The 20,212-nt window shown below is 33.8% G+C and carries 13 protein-coding genes; 4 read left to right on the plus strand and 9 right to left on the minus strand.

The genetic code is table 11. The annotated features are described in order from the left end of the window. Positions 1–356 precede the first annotated feature (356 nt). From NNH57_RS03955 to NNH57_RS03970, 4 genes are all read left to right on the plus strand, one after another. Positions 357–1,037, plus strand: a complete 681-nt coding sequence (locus tag NNH57_RS03955) for a DUF4331 family protein (RefSeq protein WP_074410319.1) — start codon at positions 357–359, stop codon at positions 1,035–1,037. 33 nt (positions 1,038–1,070) lie between these two features. After that, positions 1,071–1,682, plus strand: a complete 612-nt coding sequence (locus NNH57_RS03960; protein WP_074410257.1) for a DUF4331 family protein — start codon at positions 1,071–1,073, stop codon at positions 1,680–1,682. Between the two features lie 137 nt (positions 1,683–1,819). After that, positions 1,820–3,109: a tetratricopeptide repeat protein gene (locus NNH57_RS03965; protein WP_108808790.1), complete on the plus strand. Its 1,290-nt coding sequence runs from the start codon at positions 1,820–1,822 to the stop codon at positions 3,107–3,109. A 9-nt stretch (positions 3,110–3,118) separates the two neighbouring features. Then, positions 3,119–5,344, plus strand: coding sequence for a TonB-dependent receptor (locus NNH57_RS03970; RefSeq protein ID WP_108808747.1), 2,226 nt, complete (start codon positions 3,119–3,121; stop codon positions 5,342–5,344). Between the two features lie 453 nt (positions 5,345–5,797). Here the strand turns inward: NNH57_RS03970 and NNH57_RS03975 are convergent, their stop codons facing one another. The 9 genes from NNH57_RS03975 to NNH57_RS04015 form a co-directional block, all read right to left on the minus strand. Next, positions 5,798–6,145, minus strand: a complete 348-nt coding sequence (locus NNH57_RS03975) for a DoxX family protein (protein WP_074410255.1) — start codon at positions 6,143–6,145, stop codon at positions 5,798–5,800. Between the two features lie 276 nt (positions 6,146–6,421). Then, positions 6,422–7,219 carry an anti-sigma factor gene (locus NNH57_RS03980; protein WP_108808748.1) on the minus strand — a complete coding sequence of 266 codons (798 nt, stop codon included), beginning with the start codon at positions 7,217–7,219 and terminating at the stop codon, positions 6,422–6,424. A 7-nt stretch (positions 7,220–7,226) separates the two neighbouring features. Further along, a complete protein-coding gene (locus NNH57_RS03985) occupies positions 7,227–7,757 on the minus strand; it encodes an RNA polymerase sigma factor (RefSeq protein ID WP_108808749.1) in 531 nt (176 codons plus the stop codon). A 980-nt stretch (positions 7,758–8,737) separates the two neighbouring features. After that, positions 8,738–9,142 carry a lipocalin family protein gene (locus tag NNH57_RS03990; RefSeq protein ID WP_108808750.1) on the minus strand — a complete coding sequence of 135 codons (405 nt, stop codon included), beginning with the start codon at positions 9,140–9,142 and terminating at the stop codon, positions 8,738–8,740. A 483-nt stretch (positions 9,143–9,625) separates the two neighbouring features. Further along, the gene (locus tag NNH57_RS03995) at positions 9,626–11,137 is read right to left on the minus strand and encodes a cadherin repeat domain-containing protein (protein ID WP_132066133.1); all 1,512 of its coding nucleotides are present in this window, start codon (positions 11,135–11,137) and stop codon (positions 9,626–9,628) included. A 488-nt stretch (positions 11,138–11,625) separates the two neighbouring features. Beyond that, entirely contained in the window at positions 11,626–12,012 is a 387-nt protein-coding gene (locus NNH57_RS04000; RefSeq protein WP_254504107.1) for a fibronectin type III domain-containing protein, read from the minus strand. Beyond that, on the minus strand, positions 11,987–12,295 hold the full coding sequence (locus tag NNH57_RS04005; RefSeq protein ID WP_254504108.1) for a hypothetical protein: 309 nt from the start codon (positions 12,293–12,295) through the stop codon (positions 11,987–11,989). The genes NNH57_RS04000 and NNH57_RS04005 overlap by 26 nt, the downstream gene beginning before the upstream one ends. 4 nt (positions 12,296–12,299) lie before the next feature. Beyond that, on the minus strand, positions 12,300–15,314 hold the full coding sequence (locus tag NNH57_RS04010) for an Ig-like domain-containing protein (protein ID WP_108808753.1): 3,015 nt from the start codon (positions 15,312–15,314) through the stop codon (positions 12,300–12,302). 99 nt (positions 15,315–15,413) lie between these two features. Continuing rightward, positions 15,414–19,922 carry an Ig-like domain-containing protein gene (locus tag NNH57_RS04015; RefSeq protein WP_108808754.1) on the minus strand — a complete coding sequence of 1,503 codons (4,509 nt, stop codon included), beginning with the start codon at positions 19,920–19,922 and terminating at the stop codon, positions 15,414–15,416. Between the last annotated feature and the right edge of the window lie 290 nt (positions 19,923–20,212).

The following is a 20,212-nucleotide window of genomic DNA, read 5'->3' on the forward strand; positions in this document are numbered from 1 at the left end:
CAGAGTAAGGATAAACTCTTGAGTACTGTTTTTTTTCGATGAAATCGTGTTTTCCTATTACTTTATATAGTGAAGTGGTTTAAACTTTTTTCAATTCGCTATAAAAATGCCTTTTTTTACTCAATTTTTGCCTTTTTCTTACTTCGTAGCGCTGCTATGAAGCGCAAAAAATACTTCAATTGATCAAAAAACTACTATTTTTTCGCTAGAGTCAAAAAAGGTTAAACCACTTCGGTAAGTAGTATGTATACCTCACAATTTTAATTTAACAATTCTTTAACATTTCTGATAAAACCATGCCTTACTAATGCTCGTAAGTATGGCCGTAAACTTTTAAAATAAAAAAAATGAACATTATTAAAAAAACAAACTTGTTTATCATTGGCGGTCTACTTTCTATAGGACTGGTATTAATTGCTGCCGATCATTTAGATGCTCCAGCTGTTGCTGGGGGTACTGCAGACATCACAGATGTTTATGCTTTAGAAGGAGCAAACCCTGACAACACCGTTTTTGTAGCAAACGTACAAGGGCTTTTAACTCCGGGAGCTACTGCACAATTTGATGAAAATGTACTCATAGAGTTCAATATTGATAATGATGGAGATCATATAGAGGATAGGGTAATACAGGCAATAACTAGAGATGGTATTATGTATTTCTTTGGGCCTTATGCCCCAAGTGCAACTGGGTTGAACAGTACTATTGATGATAAAACTCAATATTTGGGTCAGGTTGAGATTAGTACAGGAGCAAATGCAACTACAGCAACGGCTAATGGGATCTCTTATTTTGCAGGTCTTCGTAAAGATCCGTTCTTCTTTGCTTTTAGTGAGTTTAATCAAGTAATCGCAGGAACATCTACTGCACCAGCGGGGGGATTTAACGATCCAGGTAAAGATGATTTTCTCGGAACCAATGTATTGTCTATAGTAGTAGAAGTACCTAATACATTACTAGGAGGAACTTTTGACCATCCTGCAGGAACAGGAGTACAAGTATTCAGTACCTGGGTAGAAGCAAAAAGAAAACAATAATAAGAACATAAATTTTTTAAAATACAAAACATGATGAAATTGAATAATATAAAATATATAGTAGCCGCTCTTGTAGTAGCCATTGGAGTAAGCAGTTGTAACAAAGATGATGACGGAGGAGTAGTAATTACACCACCAGTACAGATAGATTTTTCTGGGACATTTGTTCAGGTAGATCAAATGGGAAGACCAGGTATTAATACTGTTTTTAATCCAACCGATGATGCTAAAAACAGCTTTAATGTAACGATTCCTTCTGAGCAGGGAGTAACATTTCAACCGGCATTTTTACAACGTTTAAATGATCTTCATGCTGCATTTGGCGTAACCTATGAAAACAATATATTAGGTCTTGATGCAGCAACATTAACTACTATTCTGGCTACAGATGTATTATGGGTAGCACCAGATGGACCAACGACCTATTTTGATGGTACAAATGTACTTACCGGTAGAGGTTTATCTGATGATGTGATCGATATTTCTTTAACCCTTATGTTTGGAGGAATGAATGGAGATCGATTTAGCGGCCAGGATCTTGATGGAGATGGTGTAGAAGATTTACCATTATTGGTTAGAGATGGAGTACCTTCATCAGTAAATGCTTTAGCTTCATTCCCATACTTAGAAGCACCTAATATGTAAAGTAGAACCCCTGCTTATCTAGTCATAATCGAACGAAGTCGGGAAATTACCCCGTATTATATTCTAAAACATCGACTTCGTTCTTTATGACAATCCTAAAATTGCCTCGAATACAAAAACTTCAAAAAACAAAAAAGATGAAATTAATAAACATAATATATGTAATGGTTATGGCATGCATTCTTGTTTCATGCCAGAAATCAAAAAATATCATTACCAGTCCCCAGGATTATGAAGCGTATCTTCAGAAAAAACAAAATCCAAAAGCTCAACAAGCTATAAAAGAACTACAATTCTGGAATAAAAGAATAACAGAAGATAGTACACAAATTCTTGCTATGTCTCGTGCAGCAGGAGTCTATTCACAGTTATTTAAATATACAGGAGATATACAATACCTTAAAAAGGTAGAGCAGGTACTTGTTAAATCTGTAGCTGTGGCTGCTATAAAAAAAGAGGGCTACCTCTTGGCATTGGCACAAAATTTTATTTCTCAACATCGATTTAATGAAGCAAAAAAAGCGGCTGAAGGTGCCTTTATATTAAACCCTAATACAGCATCAAGATTAGTATTGTTTGATGTGTCTATGGAATTAGGAGAGTATGACGAAGCAAAAAAACATTTAGAAAGTGTTGCCAATCAAAGTGATTACAATTTTTTAATTCGATTAGCAAAATGGAATGACTATAAAGGTAATCTGGATGCTACAATACGTTATATGGAAAAGGCAAAATCGATTGCAGAAAGTAGTAAAAACCAAAGTTTAATCCTGTGGTCATATACAAACATAGCAGATTACTATGGTCATGCTGGTAGAATTAAGGATTCGTATGACCATTATTTAAAAGCATTAGAAATAGACCCTTCAAATGGATACGCCAAAAAAGGAATTGCATGGATTGCCTATTCATATGAGGAGAATCCAGAAGAAGCGTTAAGAATTATAGATGCAGTGATAGAGACTCATCAAAGCCCAGATTACTATTTGTTAAAAGCTGAAATTGCCCAATTTCAAAAAAACAAAAAAAGCAAATACCAAAATATCACAGCGTATAATGAAGCTGTTAATGATCAAAGGTATGGCGATATGTATAATGCTTATAATGCAATGCTTTTGGCAGAAGAATATCAGGAATTTGATAAAGCCTTACAGATTGCAGAAAGAGAGATTGCTAATCGACCAACACCAGAAATATATGATTTAAAAGCCTATATCCTTACGCTTAAGGGAGACCATAAACAAGCATTAGAAATTGCTCAAAAATATATTATCGATAAAACTTTTGAACCAGAAGCTAATTATCATATCGCACAGATTTATAAGGCTAATGGTATGCTCGATAAAGTAAAAGCTATAAAGCAAGAACTGCTGGAGAGTAGTTACGAGTTAGGACCTGTGTTATCTAAAAGTATTATAGAACTATAACCAAAACCCATGAAGTACTCTATTTACATACTAATGATCTTTTGTTTTGGTTATGTACAAAGCCAAACTATAAAAGGTAAGATTTACGACACTTTTGCTAATCCTCTGGATGGAGCATATGTTTTGAATACGACATCAGAAAATCATACGCATACCCTCGAAAACGGAAAGTTTGTTTTAGACAATGTTTCTGTTGGGAATACACTAACCATTCGTTTATTGGGGTTCGAAACCCAACAATTAGTGGTTAGAGCAGAAGATTTTACTAAAGAACAGACTATTACATTAAAAGATAAGATATTTCAGTTAGACGAATTAATAGTAAAACAAGAAATAAACCCATTGCAGCTAATTACTAAACTGGATATGAAGACCAATCCAGTTAACTCTTCTCAGGAAATACTTCGCAGGGTACCTGGTTTATTTATTGGGCAACATGCCGGAGGAGGAAAAGCAGAGCAGATATTTCTTAGAGGTTTTGATGTAGATCATGGTACCGATATAGCCATTTCTGTAGACGGGATGCCAGTGAATATGGTATCTCATGCACACGGACAAGGATATGCTGATCTTCATTTTGTAATCCCAGAAACTATAGGCAAAGTAGACCTGGGTAAAGGTGCTTATTATGCAGATCAAGGTAATTTTAATACCGCAGGGTATGTTTCTTTCAGCACAAAAGAAAGATTTAAGAACAATCAAATCAAAATAGAAGCAGGGGACTTTAATACTCTTAGGACGGTTGGTTTATTTAATCTTTTTGAAGCCTCGGCAAAAGAAGATATGTTTTTGGCATTAGAATATCTAGAAAGTGATGGTCCTTTTAACTCTGCACAGAATTTTAATAGAATTAATCTAGCTACAAAATATACAACACAGCTTTCTGATAACAATAAGATATCGGTATCCGGCTCTCATTTTACCAGTAGATGGGATGCATCTGGGCAAGTCCCAATCAGGGCAGTAGTGCAGGGTTTAATTACCAGATTTGGAGCAATAGATGATACCGAAGGCGGTAAGACATCAAGAACAAATTTTAATGTTAATTATAACAAATTTATATCTGATAATACGACATTAAAAACCAATGCATATTATACTCATTATGATTTTGAACTGTATTCTAATTTCACTTTTTTTCTTAATGATCCGATTAATGGTGACCAGATTAGACAAAGAGAAGATCGTGATATTTTTGGGTTCAATAGTAGGTTAAATTCATTTTTCTCCTGGAATGATATTAATATTGATATTAATGCAGGAATAGGAGTACGTAATGATGCTATTTCAAACAATGAATTGTCCCGAACACGTAATAGAACTGAGACGTTGGAGAATGTAAGTTTAGGAAATGTGAATGAAACCAATTCATATAGCTTTCTAGAAACCGTTTTTGACTTCGGAAAATTTAAAATAACACCTGCACTACGTTGGGATTATTTTAAATATATATATGACGATGCGCTATTGCTAGATTATAGGACACAATCTAATACAAAAAGCATTCTTACTCCAAAACTTCAATTTTCATATGACCCTACAGATAACCTGAATGTTTTCTTAAAATCAGGAATTGGTTTTCATGGTAATGATACTAGAGTAGTGGTAGCACAGCGAGGAGAAAAAATATTACCCAAAGCATATTCGATTGATATTGGGTTAAACTGGAAACCATTTTCAAAACTATTTTTTAATGCGGCATTTTGGTATTTAGAATTAGATCAGGAATTTGTGTATGTTGGGGATGAAGGTGTTGTAGAACCCAGCGGAAAAACAAGAAGATTAGGACTAGATTTAAGTGCTAGGTATCAAATTAAGGATTGGCTGTATTTTGATACAGATATTACGTATACACAATCCAGAAGTTTGGATGCACCTAAAGGAGAAGATCATATACCATTGGCACCAAAATTTACAGCTACAGGAGGAATTAGTTTTGATAAAATACACAATTTTTCTGGCGGATTTAGATATCGATATTTGGGCGATCGAGCCGCAAATGAAGACAATAGTATTGTAGCAAAAGGCTATACCATTGTCGATGCAAATGTTAATTATACATGGAGAAACTTTAACATTGGAGTTACCATAGAAAACTTATTTAACAGTGAATGGAACGAAACGCAATTTGCTACCGAATCCAGATTGTTTAATGAATCAGAGTCTGTAGAAGAGATACATTTTACCCCAGGTACACCTTTTTTTGCTAAGGTAGGAGTAACATATAGTTTTTAAGTGTGAAAATTAATATTGTGATAAGTGATATTAATTATAAAATAACCTCAATTTATTAATTGTTGTTTGTTTTTTGATGTGTAGAAAAGCTTGTTTGCAGGGGCGCAAACGGGCTTTTCTTATTTTGATTTTTTAGGTATTGAGTACTTGACCAGAATGATAGTTGAGCTAATACCATTTACAATAGGAATGTATTGTAATATTTTTTGTTGAAGTATTTACTGCCCTCTTCAATCACGGTAAGCACATTTAAGATCAATACATATTAAAAAGAGGGGGAGGAATTGTTTTTTGTAGGTTTTTGTCATTCCAGCGTATGCTGAAATCTATTTTCAATCAAAAAAACGGTATCAGACCTATACAAATTCAACTTTTTACCCTTAGAGTAAAAGTAATTTTTTTAAGTGTGTTTGCCTTGCCCTTTTCATTACATTAATTTGAAATAAACAAAAACTAAAGGTAAAGATAGGCCCAATAAATCAAACCAAATTGTAGTAATAATCTAATGACTAAAACGAATTTTGGTAGATTTAAACTCGCTTTTTTATGTGTAAGCATATGTATATGAACCGGAAAAAATAGAATGAGCATAAAAATTATACTCCAGGCAGAAACCGTCCTGGTTGTTGTAAATAATAAACCGCAACTCACAAGAATTTCAGCAATACCACTTATATAAACCAAAAGTTTATGATAAGGAATATACAAAGGCATGATTCTCATGAATGCCTTAGGACGAATTAGATGAAAAACTCCGGCAATACCGAAGATGAAGGATAAAATATATAAATGCCAGTTCATTAGATTTCAGTGGTTTTTTTCTCGATACGGTTTGTGTATGATTTTTGTTTGAAGTCATCATTTTAATATAGCTTCTTTTCTTAAAATTGTACGGTACAATCTGTATTCATAGAAACTTGATTTCTGAAGTATATTTTTTGTAATATACAAAACCAAAGTATAAAGTATCGTGCCTTCCTTGGTCTTGAATGTATGATTTCTATAGGTAGTATTATAATAAATGAAAATATCTCTAATTATAATTTTTACTAGTTTATTTACATCAGTGCCTTAGAATTACGATGCTACAGTCCCCAATGTGTATAATTGCTCCATAGTAGGAGATTCGCTACCGCCTTCAGGTTCTAGAGTTATTCCAAAGGCTTCGGATTTGTTAGGATTGTTTAACATGAAAATTTTAGTATCATCTTTGTTAAATTCATCCAATATTCCCATACTAGTAGGTGTCAATGGATCAAGTTTTAGTGACCATACTTGATATACTTTTCCTGGTGGGGGAGTTGGTAGACCCGCTACATCGATATAAGCAGCTTGTTTATCTTTATCCCAATATACAGCTGCATAAGCAGTAGGATCGATCTGTTGTGCTTGTAAAGGAACCTGTATAATATCTTTATTTCTTAATACACTTAATAAAGATTTGGTTTTAGAAAGGTCTTCTTCGACAACATTTATTTTTCCTTCTAAAAGTACTTTTTCTGTTTGATTGGTCACCAGTTGTTGTTGTAATGTTCTGTTCTTATTAAACTGAACAAATAATCCAATTAATAAAGCTACAGATGCTGCCCAACCGATATATGTAGGTACATTATTGCGTTTTCGAGTAATTGGGATTACATCGCTGGTATTCTCAGATTCAATTTGATTTTTAATTTTAGTATATGTTGGTGCTGTAGAAGTAGGAGCGGCTGCACTAGAAAGTTGGTGTAAAGCTTTTTCTATACGATCTACTTCTTTTACTGCTTCAGGATATTTTTGTAGTACCTTATATACTTTGGTATTCTCTTCTTCAGAGAGCGAACCATAAACGTATAGTTCTAAAATACCTGATGCTATGTATGCTTTAATATCCATGTAGTTACTATACTTCTAATACTTGTTTTAGTTTATTGATACAAATTCTATTTCTCGTTTTAACTGTTCCCAAAGGGATATTAAGTTTTTCGGCAGTTTCTTTTTGAGTAAATCCTTTAAAAAATAGCAGATCTATTACTTTTATACAAAGAGGTTCTAATGCGGCTATATATTTTTTGATACCAATACTGTCTATTTTACTGGTAAAATTAGTTTTGTCTTCTAGTATATCTACGAAATAATCTGTAGTAAGGTTTTGAGAAGTATTTTTAAAATTTTTAGAACGGGTTTTATCAATGGCGGCATTACGGGCTATATTAAGAATCCAGGTAAAAAACCGTCCTTTTTTCTCAGAGTAAGAATTTGCATTATTCCATATTTTTATAAACACATCCTGTAATACTTCTTCAGATAACACTTCGTCTCTTAAGATATTATGAATAATACCAAAGACATTTTCAGAATACATATCATAAATACTTTTAAAAGCTACCTGATTTTTTTGTTGCAAAGCTATAATAAGTTCTGTAGGTTGCATGCTACTCATAAACAATTGATTATTGAAAGTACTATTTTTTAGTGACCAAAACAAAAGAAGTTATCAAAAGCTAACTTTATTATTATATACATATAACCCGTTGTGCATTTTAATTAAAATTCGATAGTTTAACGAATGTTATCAAGTTTAGATAATAAAGAACTTACTAGAAACACTGTTCTTGATATCTACCTAGCACAAACGATTTTTTGATAAAAAACATGAATACTGTTCGAAATAATTATTTTGATATACAACGGGTTTGATTTTATAAATATGCATATCCGTTTTAGTTCTCTGGTAAGCAAGTTCTCTATTTTTAACCCCTTGTTAGCTTATAAAATATGCTTTCAAAAAACTGTTTCCACTTAAAGATTATAAAAACAATAATTAAGTATCTAAACGGATATACAATTTGAATATATCATGAAGCGAACATATATATTCTATACTAAAATAGTTATATAGTATAGGTTTGACTAAATGAAATACCTTGAAAAAATGATGATTTGTCGTTGAATTGAGTGTTTTTTTGAATACTAACGATGGATTTCGGTTTGCGTATAAAAATGATAAGTATAGTAGCCCAATTAATTTACATTTTACTATAAAAAACTAATATAACTAAACGAATTACCTGTTTTTTATGATTAATATTCTATAACAGTATAAAGAAAAAAGCACTGGTATAGATATATTTTGTTTGAGCACCTAAAGAGTATTACAATGTTAGTTTTTTAACTGGCATTATCCCATAATACTTATTTTTAAATGGTGTTTACGAGAAGTATGTGGTATGGTTTTAATACAAGTCTACGTTTTTCTACAGAAAAGAAACATGATTGGTTACAATTCATTCTTAAAAATTCATTAAAAAAGATTAAAAGTGATTTAGCAGAAGGATAAAAAAATAATTTCCGCCAATATCAATATTTGACGGAAATTATTTTATATACTATAGCTTCTAAACTACCTGTAACTTATTCTTTTTTGAAAGTAATAGTACTAGTCCCCTGCGGATCTTTTTTAGATAGCGCCAATTTGCTGCTATCTAAATTCACAATGGTCATGTCTTCACTTTTCTTTTCATCTGTTGTGGTGAGTGTTTTTCCATCTTCAGAGATACTCCAGGTTCCTTTTGTTTCCTTTTTCCCCATAGGCATAAGAGCTACAAAAGTTTTATCTTCTTTGAACTCGAAAGACATTTTTCCTATAAGTGCTTCTTTCATAACATCAGCAAACTCTTTCATTTCTTTATCAGCTCCTTCCATTTGATATTCGATATCACTTGCAACCCACTTTCCTTTTATAGCTTCATCTTTGGATTTTGATCCACAAGATATCGCTAATAATGTAACAAATGTTACTAATAATATTTTTTTCATAATTTGATTTTTCGTGTAATAGTTAGTATTTTTTTAGTTATATGTTAGAAACTATTTGTTACTATTTATTTCTTTGTTGTGTCTATATATTTACCTCGATGAGGTTTCTCATAGTCCCGAGTGTTAAATCATAGCGCTATTTATTCAGTTTGTTTTTAGAAATACTTCAAAAAGCTCTTTTGTGTGAACATCGAAATTAATATTCTTCGCAAGAGCTTATATCAGTTAATTGTTTGACGGTTGTATTTTACCATAATTTTACTTTCTTAGTTATTGTTTGCTAAATTATAATCGTTTGAAATAGATGGGATGAAAAAAAATGATGACGCAAGGTAGTCATAGGGCCCAATAATTTCTAAGCTCATCGTCCTGAAAAAATAACAATACACCATAGAATTAAGTGTTTTTTTATAAAAAGACTTAAAATTATTTTTTGGATTGGATTATAATTGTTGCGGAGTAAATACAATTACCATGAAATCATTAATCACATACACTTTTAAACTGAGTTCCAGGATCTTTTACCCAATCGGCAATATAAGAAGCAGAGGGATCATCTACTTGTACACATAATGTTGATGCATTATTTTGTATATGTACATTATTCTTTTCTAAATTAGCAGTAGCACCATTTTTAAGATTTAAAAAAGTTAACTGATTGCCAAGAACATTCAACTTTTCTAAAGCACTATTAGTACTAAGGTTTAATTCTGTTAGTAAAAGATCATTACAGGACAATGTATTTAAAGCAGTATTGTTACTAAGATCAATTTCATGTATTTGGTTTTTCTTTAAATGAAAAATATCATTTCCAAAAGACAATGACTCAAGTACAGGATTTTTACTAACATCTAAGGATGTTAATAAGTTACCACCACAAGATAATTTTTTTAGTTTGGTGTTTTTAGTGACATTCAAAGCTGTTAGTGAATTAAGTTGAATATTAAATACTTCTAGATTAATACAAGCACTAACATCAATCGTACTTATCCTGTTTTTAGTTATATTTAATACCTTGAGATTCCTATTCTTGCTAATATTTATAGTTTCTAGATTTAGGGTAAAAACAGAATGAAATTCTTCTAGTACTATATTCTTACTCAAGTCTACTGATTTTAAAACATAAGACTTTAGCCCTAACCATTTTAAATTGGTAAAATGCTCAATACCAGTAAGGTCCGTTATTTTTGCAGATAATCGGGTTTTTTCAACATTTTTCGCTTCTTCAAAAGAGATTTCGCCATTACCATCAGTATCTATAATAGGATCATGTTTTAATAGTGCTTCCTTAAAAATTCCATCGGGAAAAACAATGTTCTTTCCTGTATTTTTATAAGTGATTTCAATATTAGCTTCTTTACGTATACCTTCATTCTCTACCAATACTATTGCAGTAATTTTTGAGTGGGTGTCAGGATCAAATAAAGATGGATCTTTTACACTTAATTCTCCTGTAGATGGATCTATGGTTATCGCTCCTTCTGGATCTTGGCTTTTTAGACTAAAAGATAATTCTCCTCGATTGGTTGTTGCTTCTAGAGTACCTAACTTCTGATCATTTTCTGGGTTTTCTTCAATAGTAGTTGTAAAATCTTTTACGGTAACAGTAGTTGGCTCCGAGTCGTCAATATCGTTAAGGGTAATCGTTACCTTGACTTCTTTAATTACTTCTCCGTTTTTTATTACTACTACAGCGATAAGTTCAGGATAAGTTTCATAATCAAATAAGGACGCTTTTTTTACACTTAATGTTCCGGTAGCTTTATCAATAATTATGGCTCCTTCTGGGGTACCACTTTTAATAGAAAAAGTTATTTCTCCCTGATTGGTTGTAGCTTCTATAGTACCTATTTCTTGGTTTATAGAAGGATTTTCTTCCATAGTGGTTGCAAAATCTTTTACAGTAATAGTAGTTGATGGCGCATCATCATCGTTACTACAAGATACAATGAAAGCACATATGAGCGCTATCGTACATAATTTTATGTTAGTCATTTTAATTAATTTAGAAGTCATTGACAAATAAAATTGTATATGTTCTCAACATATTAAAATTAACTATATTTCAAATAGTATGTAAATGGAATGGTTTGAATTAACAATGATTTACTGTTGAATTAAATACTTTTTGTAGCATTAACAATTGAAATCAATTTTGTACCAGTTCTCATATGAAATTACCTACTAAAATCATTTCTTTTTATTCCATATTTCAAAACAAAATATATCGATAGTTCTGCTATCCATAAATTTTCTTTTTCATCTGAATCAAAAATAATTTGATTCAGTTTACGGTATTTTCATATGAGAATAGGTATTACTATATAAAAGGTATAAAACAGGAATATGAATTTATAATAATAGATTAATGAAGTAGATGAGTTATGAAAAACAAAAACCCTGATCTATTGATCAGAGTTTTTGAAAAATGTAGGGTCGGGGTAATCTCGATTTTTACGGATTGGTTAAAGGCAAAAACTGAATTACTTTACCATAAAACTGGTTTTTGATTTTGCCTTATTACCTGTACTATCTATAACATCTATTTCTAAATAGTACTGTTTACCAGAAATAAGTGGTATGGCTTTTATACTGGTTACTGTTACTTTTTCTTTATATAAAGTAGGGGGATTTTTGTCTAATAGATAGATATTGTAATATGAAATATCTCCATCTAAATCTACAGCGTCCCAGGATAGATCAACAGTACTATTACCGTTGTCCTGGACAGTTATCTCTGCAGGAAAAGGAACATGATTTGTAATCGCTTCTCCCTGGGTATAAAAATTCCAGATCTCACTAGCTGCAGTTTCAGAACCGTTGATAGAAACTACTTTCCATTTGTTATTGAGTTCCTGGAGATAATTCAACAGTAGCTTTTGTGTCTGTGGTCGGAATCAATTTTCTCATTTCTGGAGAAGTTATTGAAGTAATTTCTAACCCATAACTAGTAGCTTTTTCATCTGTAGACCACTCAAAAGGAATAGTAATTACATTAGAATTTATAATTTCACCTTCCTGACAAACTTGATTATTATCTGGAAATAGTAAATCTACTGCAGAAGGTTCTACTGGCGGTAGGGCATCATCATTAGAGCAAGAACACAAAGCCAAAAAAGTTACTACTATTACTAAATTATTTAGATATTTCATTTTCTTATTTTTTAATTGCTTTAACATTAAAGGTTTGATGATTCGTTTTTAGAGAAATAAAGTATAATCCATTAGGGAGATTGTTAAAATTAAGTTTTACTTTTCCATTATCGGCTAGGAGGTTAACTTCTTTTGCCAATACACCTGACAGATTAAATACTTTTATTGTAGCAGGCTCGGTACTAGATAAGCCTTCAATATACATTTGATTCGTTACAAGGGTAGGATAGGCCTTAATAGCATTAAAAACAATAGTATCTTTAAAAACGCCCTGGCAATCTGATGTACCAACAATCTGTATTTTGTTGGGACCACTTTTTAAAGGAATTTGTATACTGACAGGCGTTGTGGTTTCAAACTCGAAAGAATATAATCCCTCGTTTACCTTTACTTCATAAAATGTACTTCCTGCCACCTGATAGGATGCTGTTTTATCTTCGTTTTTTATTCCTTGTGCTTTTACAACAAGATCTTCATAAGCAACAATGGCTATCTCATAGCATTGTTTGTAATCAGGAAAACTATCAATGAATAAACACACTTGATATGTGTTTTTTGCTAATTTTTCTAACGAAAAAGGAGTGTTCTTATCTATTGTTGTACGTATTGGTGTACTTAACGAACTCCCGGTGACGGTTAGATTGAAATTATAAGAAACATTTTGATCGATAGTCATTTCAAAACTACCATTGGCAACATTGGGACAAGTAGCGTTTTGTATTTTGATTTTTACATCACTTACTTCTATATTAGGTTGTGGGTTTACATTCACTTCTATGGTTACATTTGCCTGATCTTTATCACCATCTTTATCTGTGATTTCATAGGTTAGGTTGTCTGTACCTATATACCCTGTATTAGGAGAATACTTTATGGTATCGTCTTCGGGATTGGAAGTACCATTGGTATTAACAGTCGCAGTACCATTGGCAGGGGGATTTACAATAACGATTGCTCCAGGCTTTGCTCCATTATCACCAAAGTTATCGTTGGATACTACATTAAGAATATTATCATTACTATCTTTTTGTATAGTAAAATTATCATCTTGCGCAATGGGCATATCATTAACAGGAGTTGCGTCTATGGTAATAGTTACTGTGGCAGAACTTTTATCTCCGTTACTATCAGTAATCTCATAGGAGAAAGAGTCGGGACCACTGTATGCTATGAGTGGAGTATATTTTATAGTATCGTCTGTAGGTCCAGAGGTACCATTAGTATCAACAGTTGCAATACCATTACTTGGATTGCTTATCAAAGTTATGGCTCCAGAACTTGGCCCATCAGAACCAAAATCATCATTTCTTAATACATTAATGATATTGTCTCTACTATCTTGATCTACCGTTGAGGTATCATTTCGTGCGATGGGAGATCCATTAGGTGGTGTACCATCATTAAATTCAAATGTACCTATATCTTCTGCCACTCCACTAGGCCGGGGAGTGCCTGTAAAATCTTTTGCGATATCTTCTCCGAAATCTGCTCTAAACTTATTATAGATATTTGCTAAGAGAGCCCCTGCATCGATTACAGGAGAACCATCTAGAGGCATTAGATTTACATTAAGTTTAGCATCACCTTCTAGGTTGTCTTTGGCAAATGGATCTTGATTTAACTCATTAGCGCTATCATATCGCGTACCGTCAAAACGCATAGAAAAATTTCCTTCTACAAAATTGTTGTTCACTGTTAATACAGAAGGATCACAACCCGTGAGATCAACTTGTCTTCCTCCAACGTCTTTAAATAAGTTATTGGTAACCGAAAGGTTATCGGGTTCACATCCCCAGGCTCTGATGCCTACATTATTTATTCTTGTAAATGTATTGCTTGTTATAGAAATGATACGATGTTCTTTGGCATCAATTTGTACTCCCACATCCAGATCCTTAAAAATATTGCCTATTAACCATACATCTTGTGTTCCTTCACAACGAAGACCTGTAGTACTATCACGAAATTCATTATACAGAAAGTAGATGTTCCTGGGTCCTTCATTGGTGGCGTCATTAAAACCGGTACTACCAACAACACAGGCATCACCATTTGATGTAGTAGAAGATTGATAGCCATAGAAAACATTTTGTGAAACAACCACATCTCTAACCGATTTCAGATCTACAGCGTTTTCGCGATCATTATGCATCTTGTTTCCTCCTATGTATACATGATGCGGGGGATTGGTATTGCACTTGTGGCATGCCTGAAATGAATCACCATTATTATTGTAGGTTTCATTATATAATATCCATACATGATGTGATCCAGAACTAGCTTGAAATGCATGAGAGTCTTTATCATTGTTTCGGATATTGTTATATACCTTACTATCCTGTATAAGTACATCATGCCCAAAGATAGAGACTACAGGATTAAAATCGATAAATGCATTTACCGGATTAGATACTTCTATATTTCTGAACGCAATATAATCTGCTTGTATGACATGACGGGATTTATGAAAAAATTTCAAGTTTTCTATAATAGCATATTGCCCTCGCCATGTAATCTCTCTTCGGTTACCTCTACCATCATACAAAATCTGTCCTATTCCTTTTATGATTACAGGGTTGTTGGTAGTTCCGTTAAGATTAATAACCGCATTATTAGGGATATCATAAGGGCCACCAGAAATTTCGACCACGTCTCCTGCGTTGAAAGTAACTGTTCTTTGACCTTTAAATAAGTCACACAAAGGTCGAGCAGCAGAGCCATCACTGTTGCTACAATTTGGATTTGTATTGTCTACATAAATGGTTGGGGAGACATTAGAGTCAAAATTCCATCCAAAAGTAGGTGTGGGGATACCTATAGGTAGTTCTCTATCGGCTCTTACACTGCTTCGACTTGATTTGATTACGGTTTTTAGGTATGTATCACCTGTAATTGTTTCACAGATATTATCTTGATTGCTCGCTTCTAGCGGCTTATTAACAGCGTCGTTTATTGCAAAGACACTTATCATCCCAATAAGCAATGGAATAAATAAGGTTTTTAAAAATTGTATATTCATAATTGAGGGTTTTTTACATTTTAGAGTAAGTACTTACAACATTGTGTTTAGAGAATTGTAAAAGGTTATTTTCTTACTTTACTTTGTATGTCTAAATGATTATTCTTTGACCACTTTAAAAGTAGGTGCTACTCCTGAATCCAAACGAAGTTTGATATAATAGATTCCATTGGCTAGTGCGCTAAGATCAATTTCTATTAGTTGTTGATTCGTGAAAGTTCTTAGGTTATAAATTTTAGCTCCTTTTGAATCATAGACACGATATGTTCCTGATCGTTCTACTCTAAAATCTATATACGTTATACCCGAAGTAGGATTTGGTGTGATGACAGCGACGGGAAAAGAAGTTTCTTTAGTAATATTTACATATACTACAGCTTTATCGATCCCTCCCATAGCGTTGGTAATGGTATAGTCAAAAATGTCATCACCAAAAGCTTCAGGAAATGAAGTGTACATAACAAAATCATCAAATGGAGTTGTGGTATTATTGTCATTAAGAGTTGCAATCCCTTTAAGAGGAAGCGTATTTCCCAGAGTAATCCCTTCATCCCCGGGACCAACATCTCCAAAATCATCTTTACCATAACCATTATCTTGTAATACATTAATCACTTGAGGTCCACTATTCATTTCAAAAATTACAATATCATTTTGTGCAATAGGATTACTATTCACCCGAGTTATATTTATGATTACCGTTGCTGTGTCAGCATCTCCACTAGCATCTATGATTTGATAGGTAAAACTATCTAAACCAGCAAAATTTGGTAAAGGAGTGTATTCGATAGTATCATCAGTTGGATCGGGGGTACCGTTATCATTTACAATAGCAGTACCATTTGTTGCTGGGGTTACTAGGGAAATTGGAACAGTGCCAGGCCCATCCCCACCAAAGCTATCATTGATTAATACATTTATAGAGGTTGCTCCACTGTTTTTATCTATACTAATAGCATCATCTATAGCATTTGGCAGGTCATTAACAGGGGCAACTGTTATAGTTACTGTTGCTATATCAGTATCTCCATCTGCATCTGTGATTTGATAAGTAAAAGTATCTGTACCATTAAAATCTAGAGAAGGGGTATAGGTAATGGTATCATCTGTAGGGTTATCTGGGGTACCATTGTCATTTGCGGTAGCGGTACCATTTGTCGGTGCAATTACCAGAGCAATAGGAACAGTACCAGGCCCATCTCCTCCAAAACTATCATTGACTAGCACATTTATAGCAATTGTTCCATTGTCTTCATCTATAGTAACACTATCATCTACAGCATCGGGTAGATCATTAACAGGAGTAACTATTATTTTTACTATTGCTTCATCAACATCCCCGCTAGCATCAGTAATACTATAGCTAAATCTATCTGTACCATTAAAATTTGGAGAAGGTGTATAGATAATGGTGTCATCTGTAGGGTCATCCGGGGTGCCATTATCATTGATGGTTGCTGTTCCATTCTTAGGATCTATAGCACCAAAATCAATGGGCCCAATATCTGGCCCATCCCCTCCAAAGGTATCATTAGCTAATACATTTATAGTAGTTGCTCCACTGTCTTCATCTATAGTAACACTATCATCAACAGCATCGGGTACATCATTCACAGGAGTTACTGTTATTGTCACAGTTGCTATATCTGTATTTCCGAGAGCATCTGTGATTTGATACGTAAAGCTATCGACACCATTATAATTTAAAGAAGGGATATATACGATAGTATCATCTGTAGGATCATTAGGGGTGCCATTGTTATTTACGGTTGCAGTACCATTTGTTGGTGTAGTAATCACTATGATACTTCCGGTATTAGGACCATTGCTCCCAAAATCGTCATTAGCCAATACATTGAGAGTAATTCCTGGATTATCTTCATCTACAATAAAAGTATCATCTACTGCATCCAACACTCTTATTGTTGCAGTAATATTTATAGTTACGGTACCAGTATCGGTATCTCCATCGCTATCTGTAATTATATAATTAAACCGATCTGATCCATTAAATCCGACATTTGGAGTGTATTCAAAATAATCATCGGTAGGGTCAGTAGGGGTGCCATTATCATTAGGGGTTACTATTCCATTGGCTGGTAGTATAGCTCCCAAGGTAATAGGTGTTGAACTCGGGCCGTTTTTTCCAAAACTATCGAGCCCATTACCATTATCATTTAATACAAAAATATTTGTAGCAGGACTGTCTTGTAGGATAGTTATATCATCGTCCTGTGCTTCTGGTTTATCATCATCTACGGTGATAACAACAGTGCCTTCATCGATATCTCCATCAGCATCTGTGATGATGTAGCTAAAAGTATCGATACCACCAAACCCTGGGTTTGGGGTATACGTAATGGTGTCATCTATAGGATCATTAGGGGTTCCATTATCATTAATAACTGCTACACCTCCTGTTGGTGCAGTCGAACCAAAGATAATGCTCCCGATATTGGGGCCATCAGCTCCAAAGCTATCAGGGCCATTGCCATTGTCGATCAATACTTCTATACTAGTAGAGCCACTACCAGGATCAATAGTAATAAGGTCATTTTGAGCTATCGGGAAAGAATCAGGAGGAGTAGGAGTACCAAACTCTGCAGCCCCGATATCATATTTTGTATTAAAAGGTCTATTTACCCTTTTCCAATCTTGAAAGGTGATCCCCATTTCTGATAGCATTTCATCAATACCAGGCATAAATCTGTCTACCTGATCCTGAGTGAGGATATCAATCAATTCTGAAGTAGGCCGTAATGAAAAATCCTCTACACTGGCTAAATTAAAATCTGGAATTACTCCAGCCTCTCCATTAGTATCATGACCATATGTTCTTCTCCAGGCATCTATACCGATACGATCCTGGGGGCTGGCATTACCACAGCATTGAAATCTTAAGGTTGCAGGATCTCCTGTGTAGTAATTGTAATCAAACAGGTCGACTTCATTTTTTGCCATTTTAACATTGATATCAGCTTTATCAATTACATTACCTGCTACTTGTGTAAAATCTCCATTAGGCCGTATTATTCTTATTCCGAACCTTACATCTGATATGGTATTAAAATAGATATGAGTTCGACCTCTTGCTCCATTTTCGACATTGACTCCTGTACCTCTACGTAAACCAAATAATCGATTCCCTACTATATAATGGCTGCCTCCTTGTATGGCAGATTGCATGGCATCACCACTGGTGTCCCAACCTCTGTTGTTAAGAAAGATAATCTTACCATTTGAATCTTGTTCACTTGCATCATCATCATTTTGAAAAAACAATTGACCATTACCGCCAGCCGAGGCCCGTTGATCCCAACAATCACAATCAACAACCCACGTTCCTTTATGTGCTTTTATATCAACACAGTTTTCACCTTCACTATGACCTTTTAATCTCCCTATACGAATTAAACCATTACGGTTGTGCTGAAGACCCTGATAGGAATCCCCGGCATTTCCAGAAAACAAGGCGTCAAGGATCATACCGTTCTCGCATTTGGAAAACCCAGTACCATGTAAATCATTTTCATCAGCAGCATCACGAAAACCATTATTGTTTATAGAGACTGAAAACAAAGAAATATCACGAGACTTTCCTCTTCCACCATCCATACGTATAGCTTGTCCATTTATGGTTCTAAGACCAAACACCTCAGAGTGTCGAACAACAATGTTTCTTGAAGGAGTATCTTTATGATGTGATACTTTTAAATTTTCAAACCGCACTCCCGAAATCACAAAATACGAGCCATTAAATTCGAGACGTGCAGTACTTCTGGATGGAGTGTTAACAATAGTTGGTTGTATGCCAGCATTATCTTTTCCTACTATAAAAACAGGTTTGCTTGCTGTTCCATTAAGGTTGATAATATGGCTACTACCATTGTTACGGGTTGGGTATTTACTTTTTGTTCCTGCCAATACTATTTTTGCTCCAGCCTGGATATTGGCTCTGTTTCCTGGAAGATTACGTCTGGGAGCGTTAGGATACCCTTTGCCTGTACTGCATGGACTACAATCTGGATCGATATACCAATGAATAGAAGATTCTGCAACAGGCCATTCTGGAGGATCTGCAGGAGGCTCAATAAATAATCCCCATTGACTTCTGGGAAACCCAAGAGGCATTTCATAAGTGCTAGACTCATTTACATGAAATGTAATTTTTGCACTTGAGCTTGGCCTTCCAGTGGTTTCTACTGCATGATAACTAAATTCATCAATACCGGTATAACCAAGATTTGGGACATATATAAACCCAGTTGATTTTCTTAAACTGGCTGGAGAAGTTATTTCAACCCCATTTTGATAAATTTTTCCGTTTGAAGGAAGTGATTCTATTACCCATCTTGAAAAAGCAGATCTACTTGATCGTGATCCATTAGGACCGTTACGCCAAGGAATTTCTCTAACATAATTTCTTACGTTTCCACCATTCATTTGGTTGTAATCAAAAAGATCACTTAAGGCAGATAAATCAAAATACTGCATTTTATCTTGTACAACATGATAATCAAAGGGTATAGCACTAGGATTACTTTGAGTAAATGATATGTTGAAGCTAAGTATCATTAATGCAATGACACTGCGGGAAATAGGTTTCATTTATATTTTAGTTTACATTAATACAATTCTATTCTATAAAAATCCAGGGGGAAACTTTAGTTTTTTAAAATATTTTATTATACATATGTAAAGTGTTTATGGGCTTTGTGTTTTTCTTATATATGCTATTATCTAAGTTTGAACATTGTTGGTTAATAAAAGGATAGTAAATTTAGTTACAGGTTAAGTATAAGTATATTGCCAAACACACCGAATAAATGTATTTTAACCAACGAACTAAGTGTTTTTTTTGATTTTCACAAGGGATTAGACTTACCTGGTAAAAAACA

Origin of the sequence: Aquimarina spinulae (assembly GCF_943373825.1) — a bacterium.
Lineage (GTDB): Bacteria > Bacteroidota > Bacteroidia > Flavobacteriales > Flavobacteriaceae > Aquimarina > Aquimarina spinulae.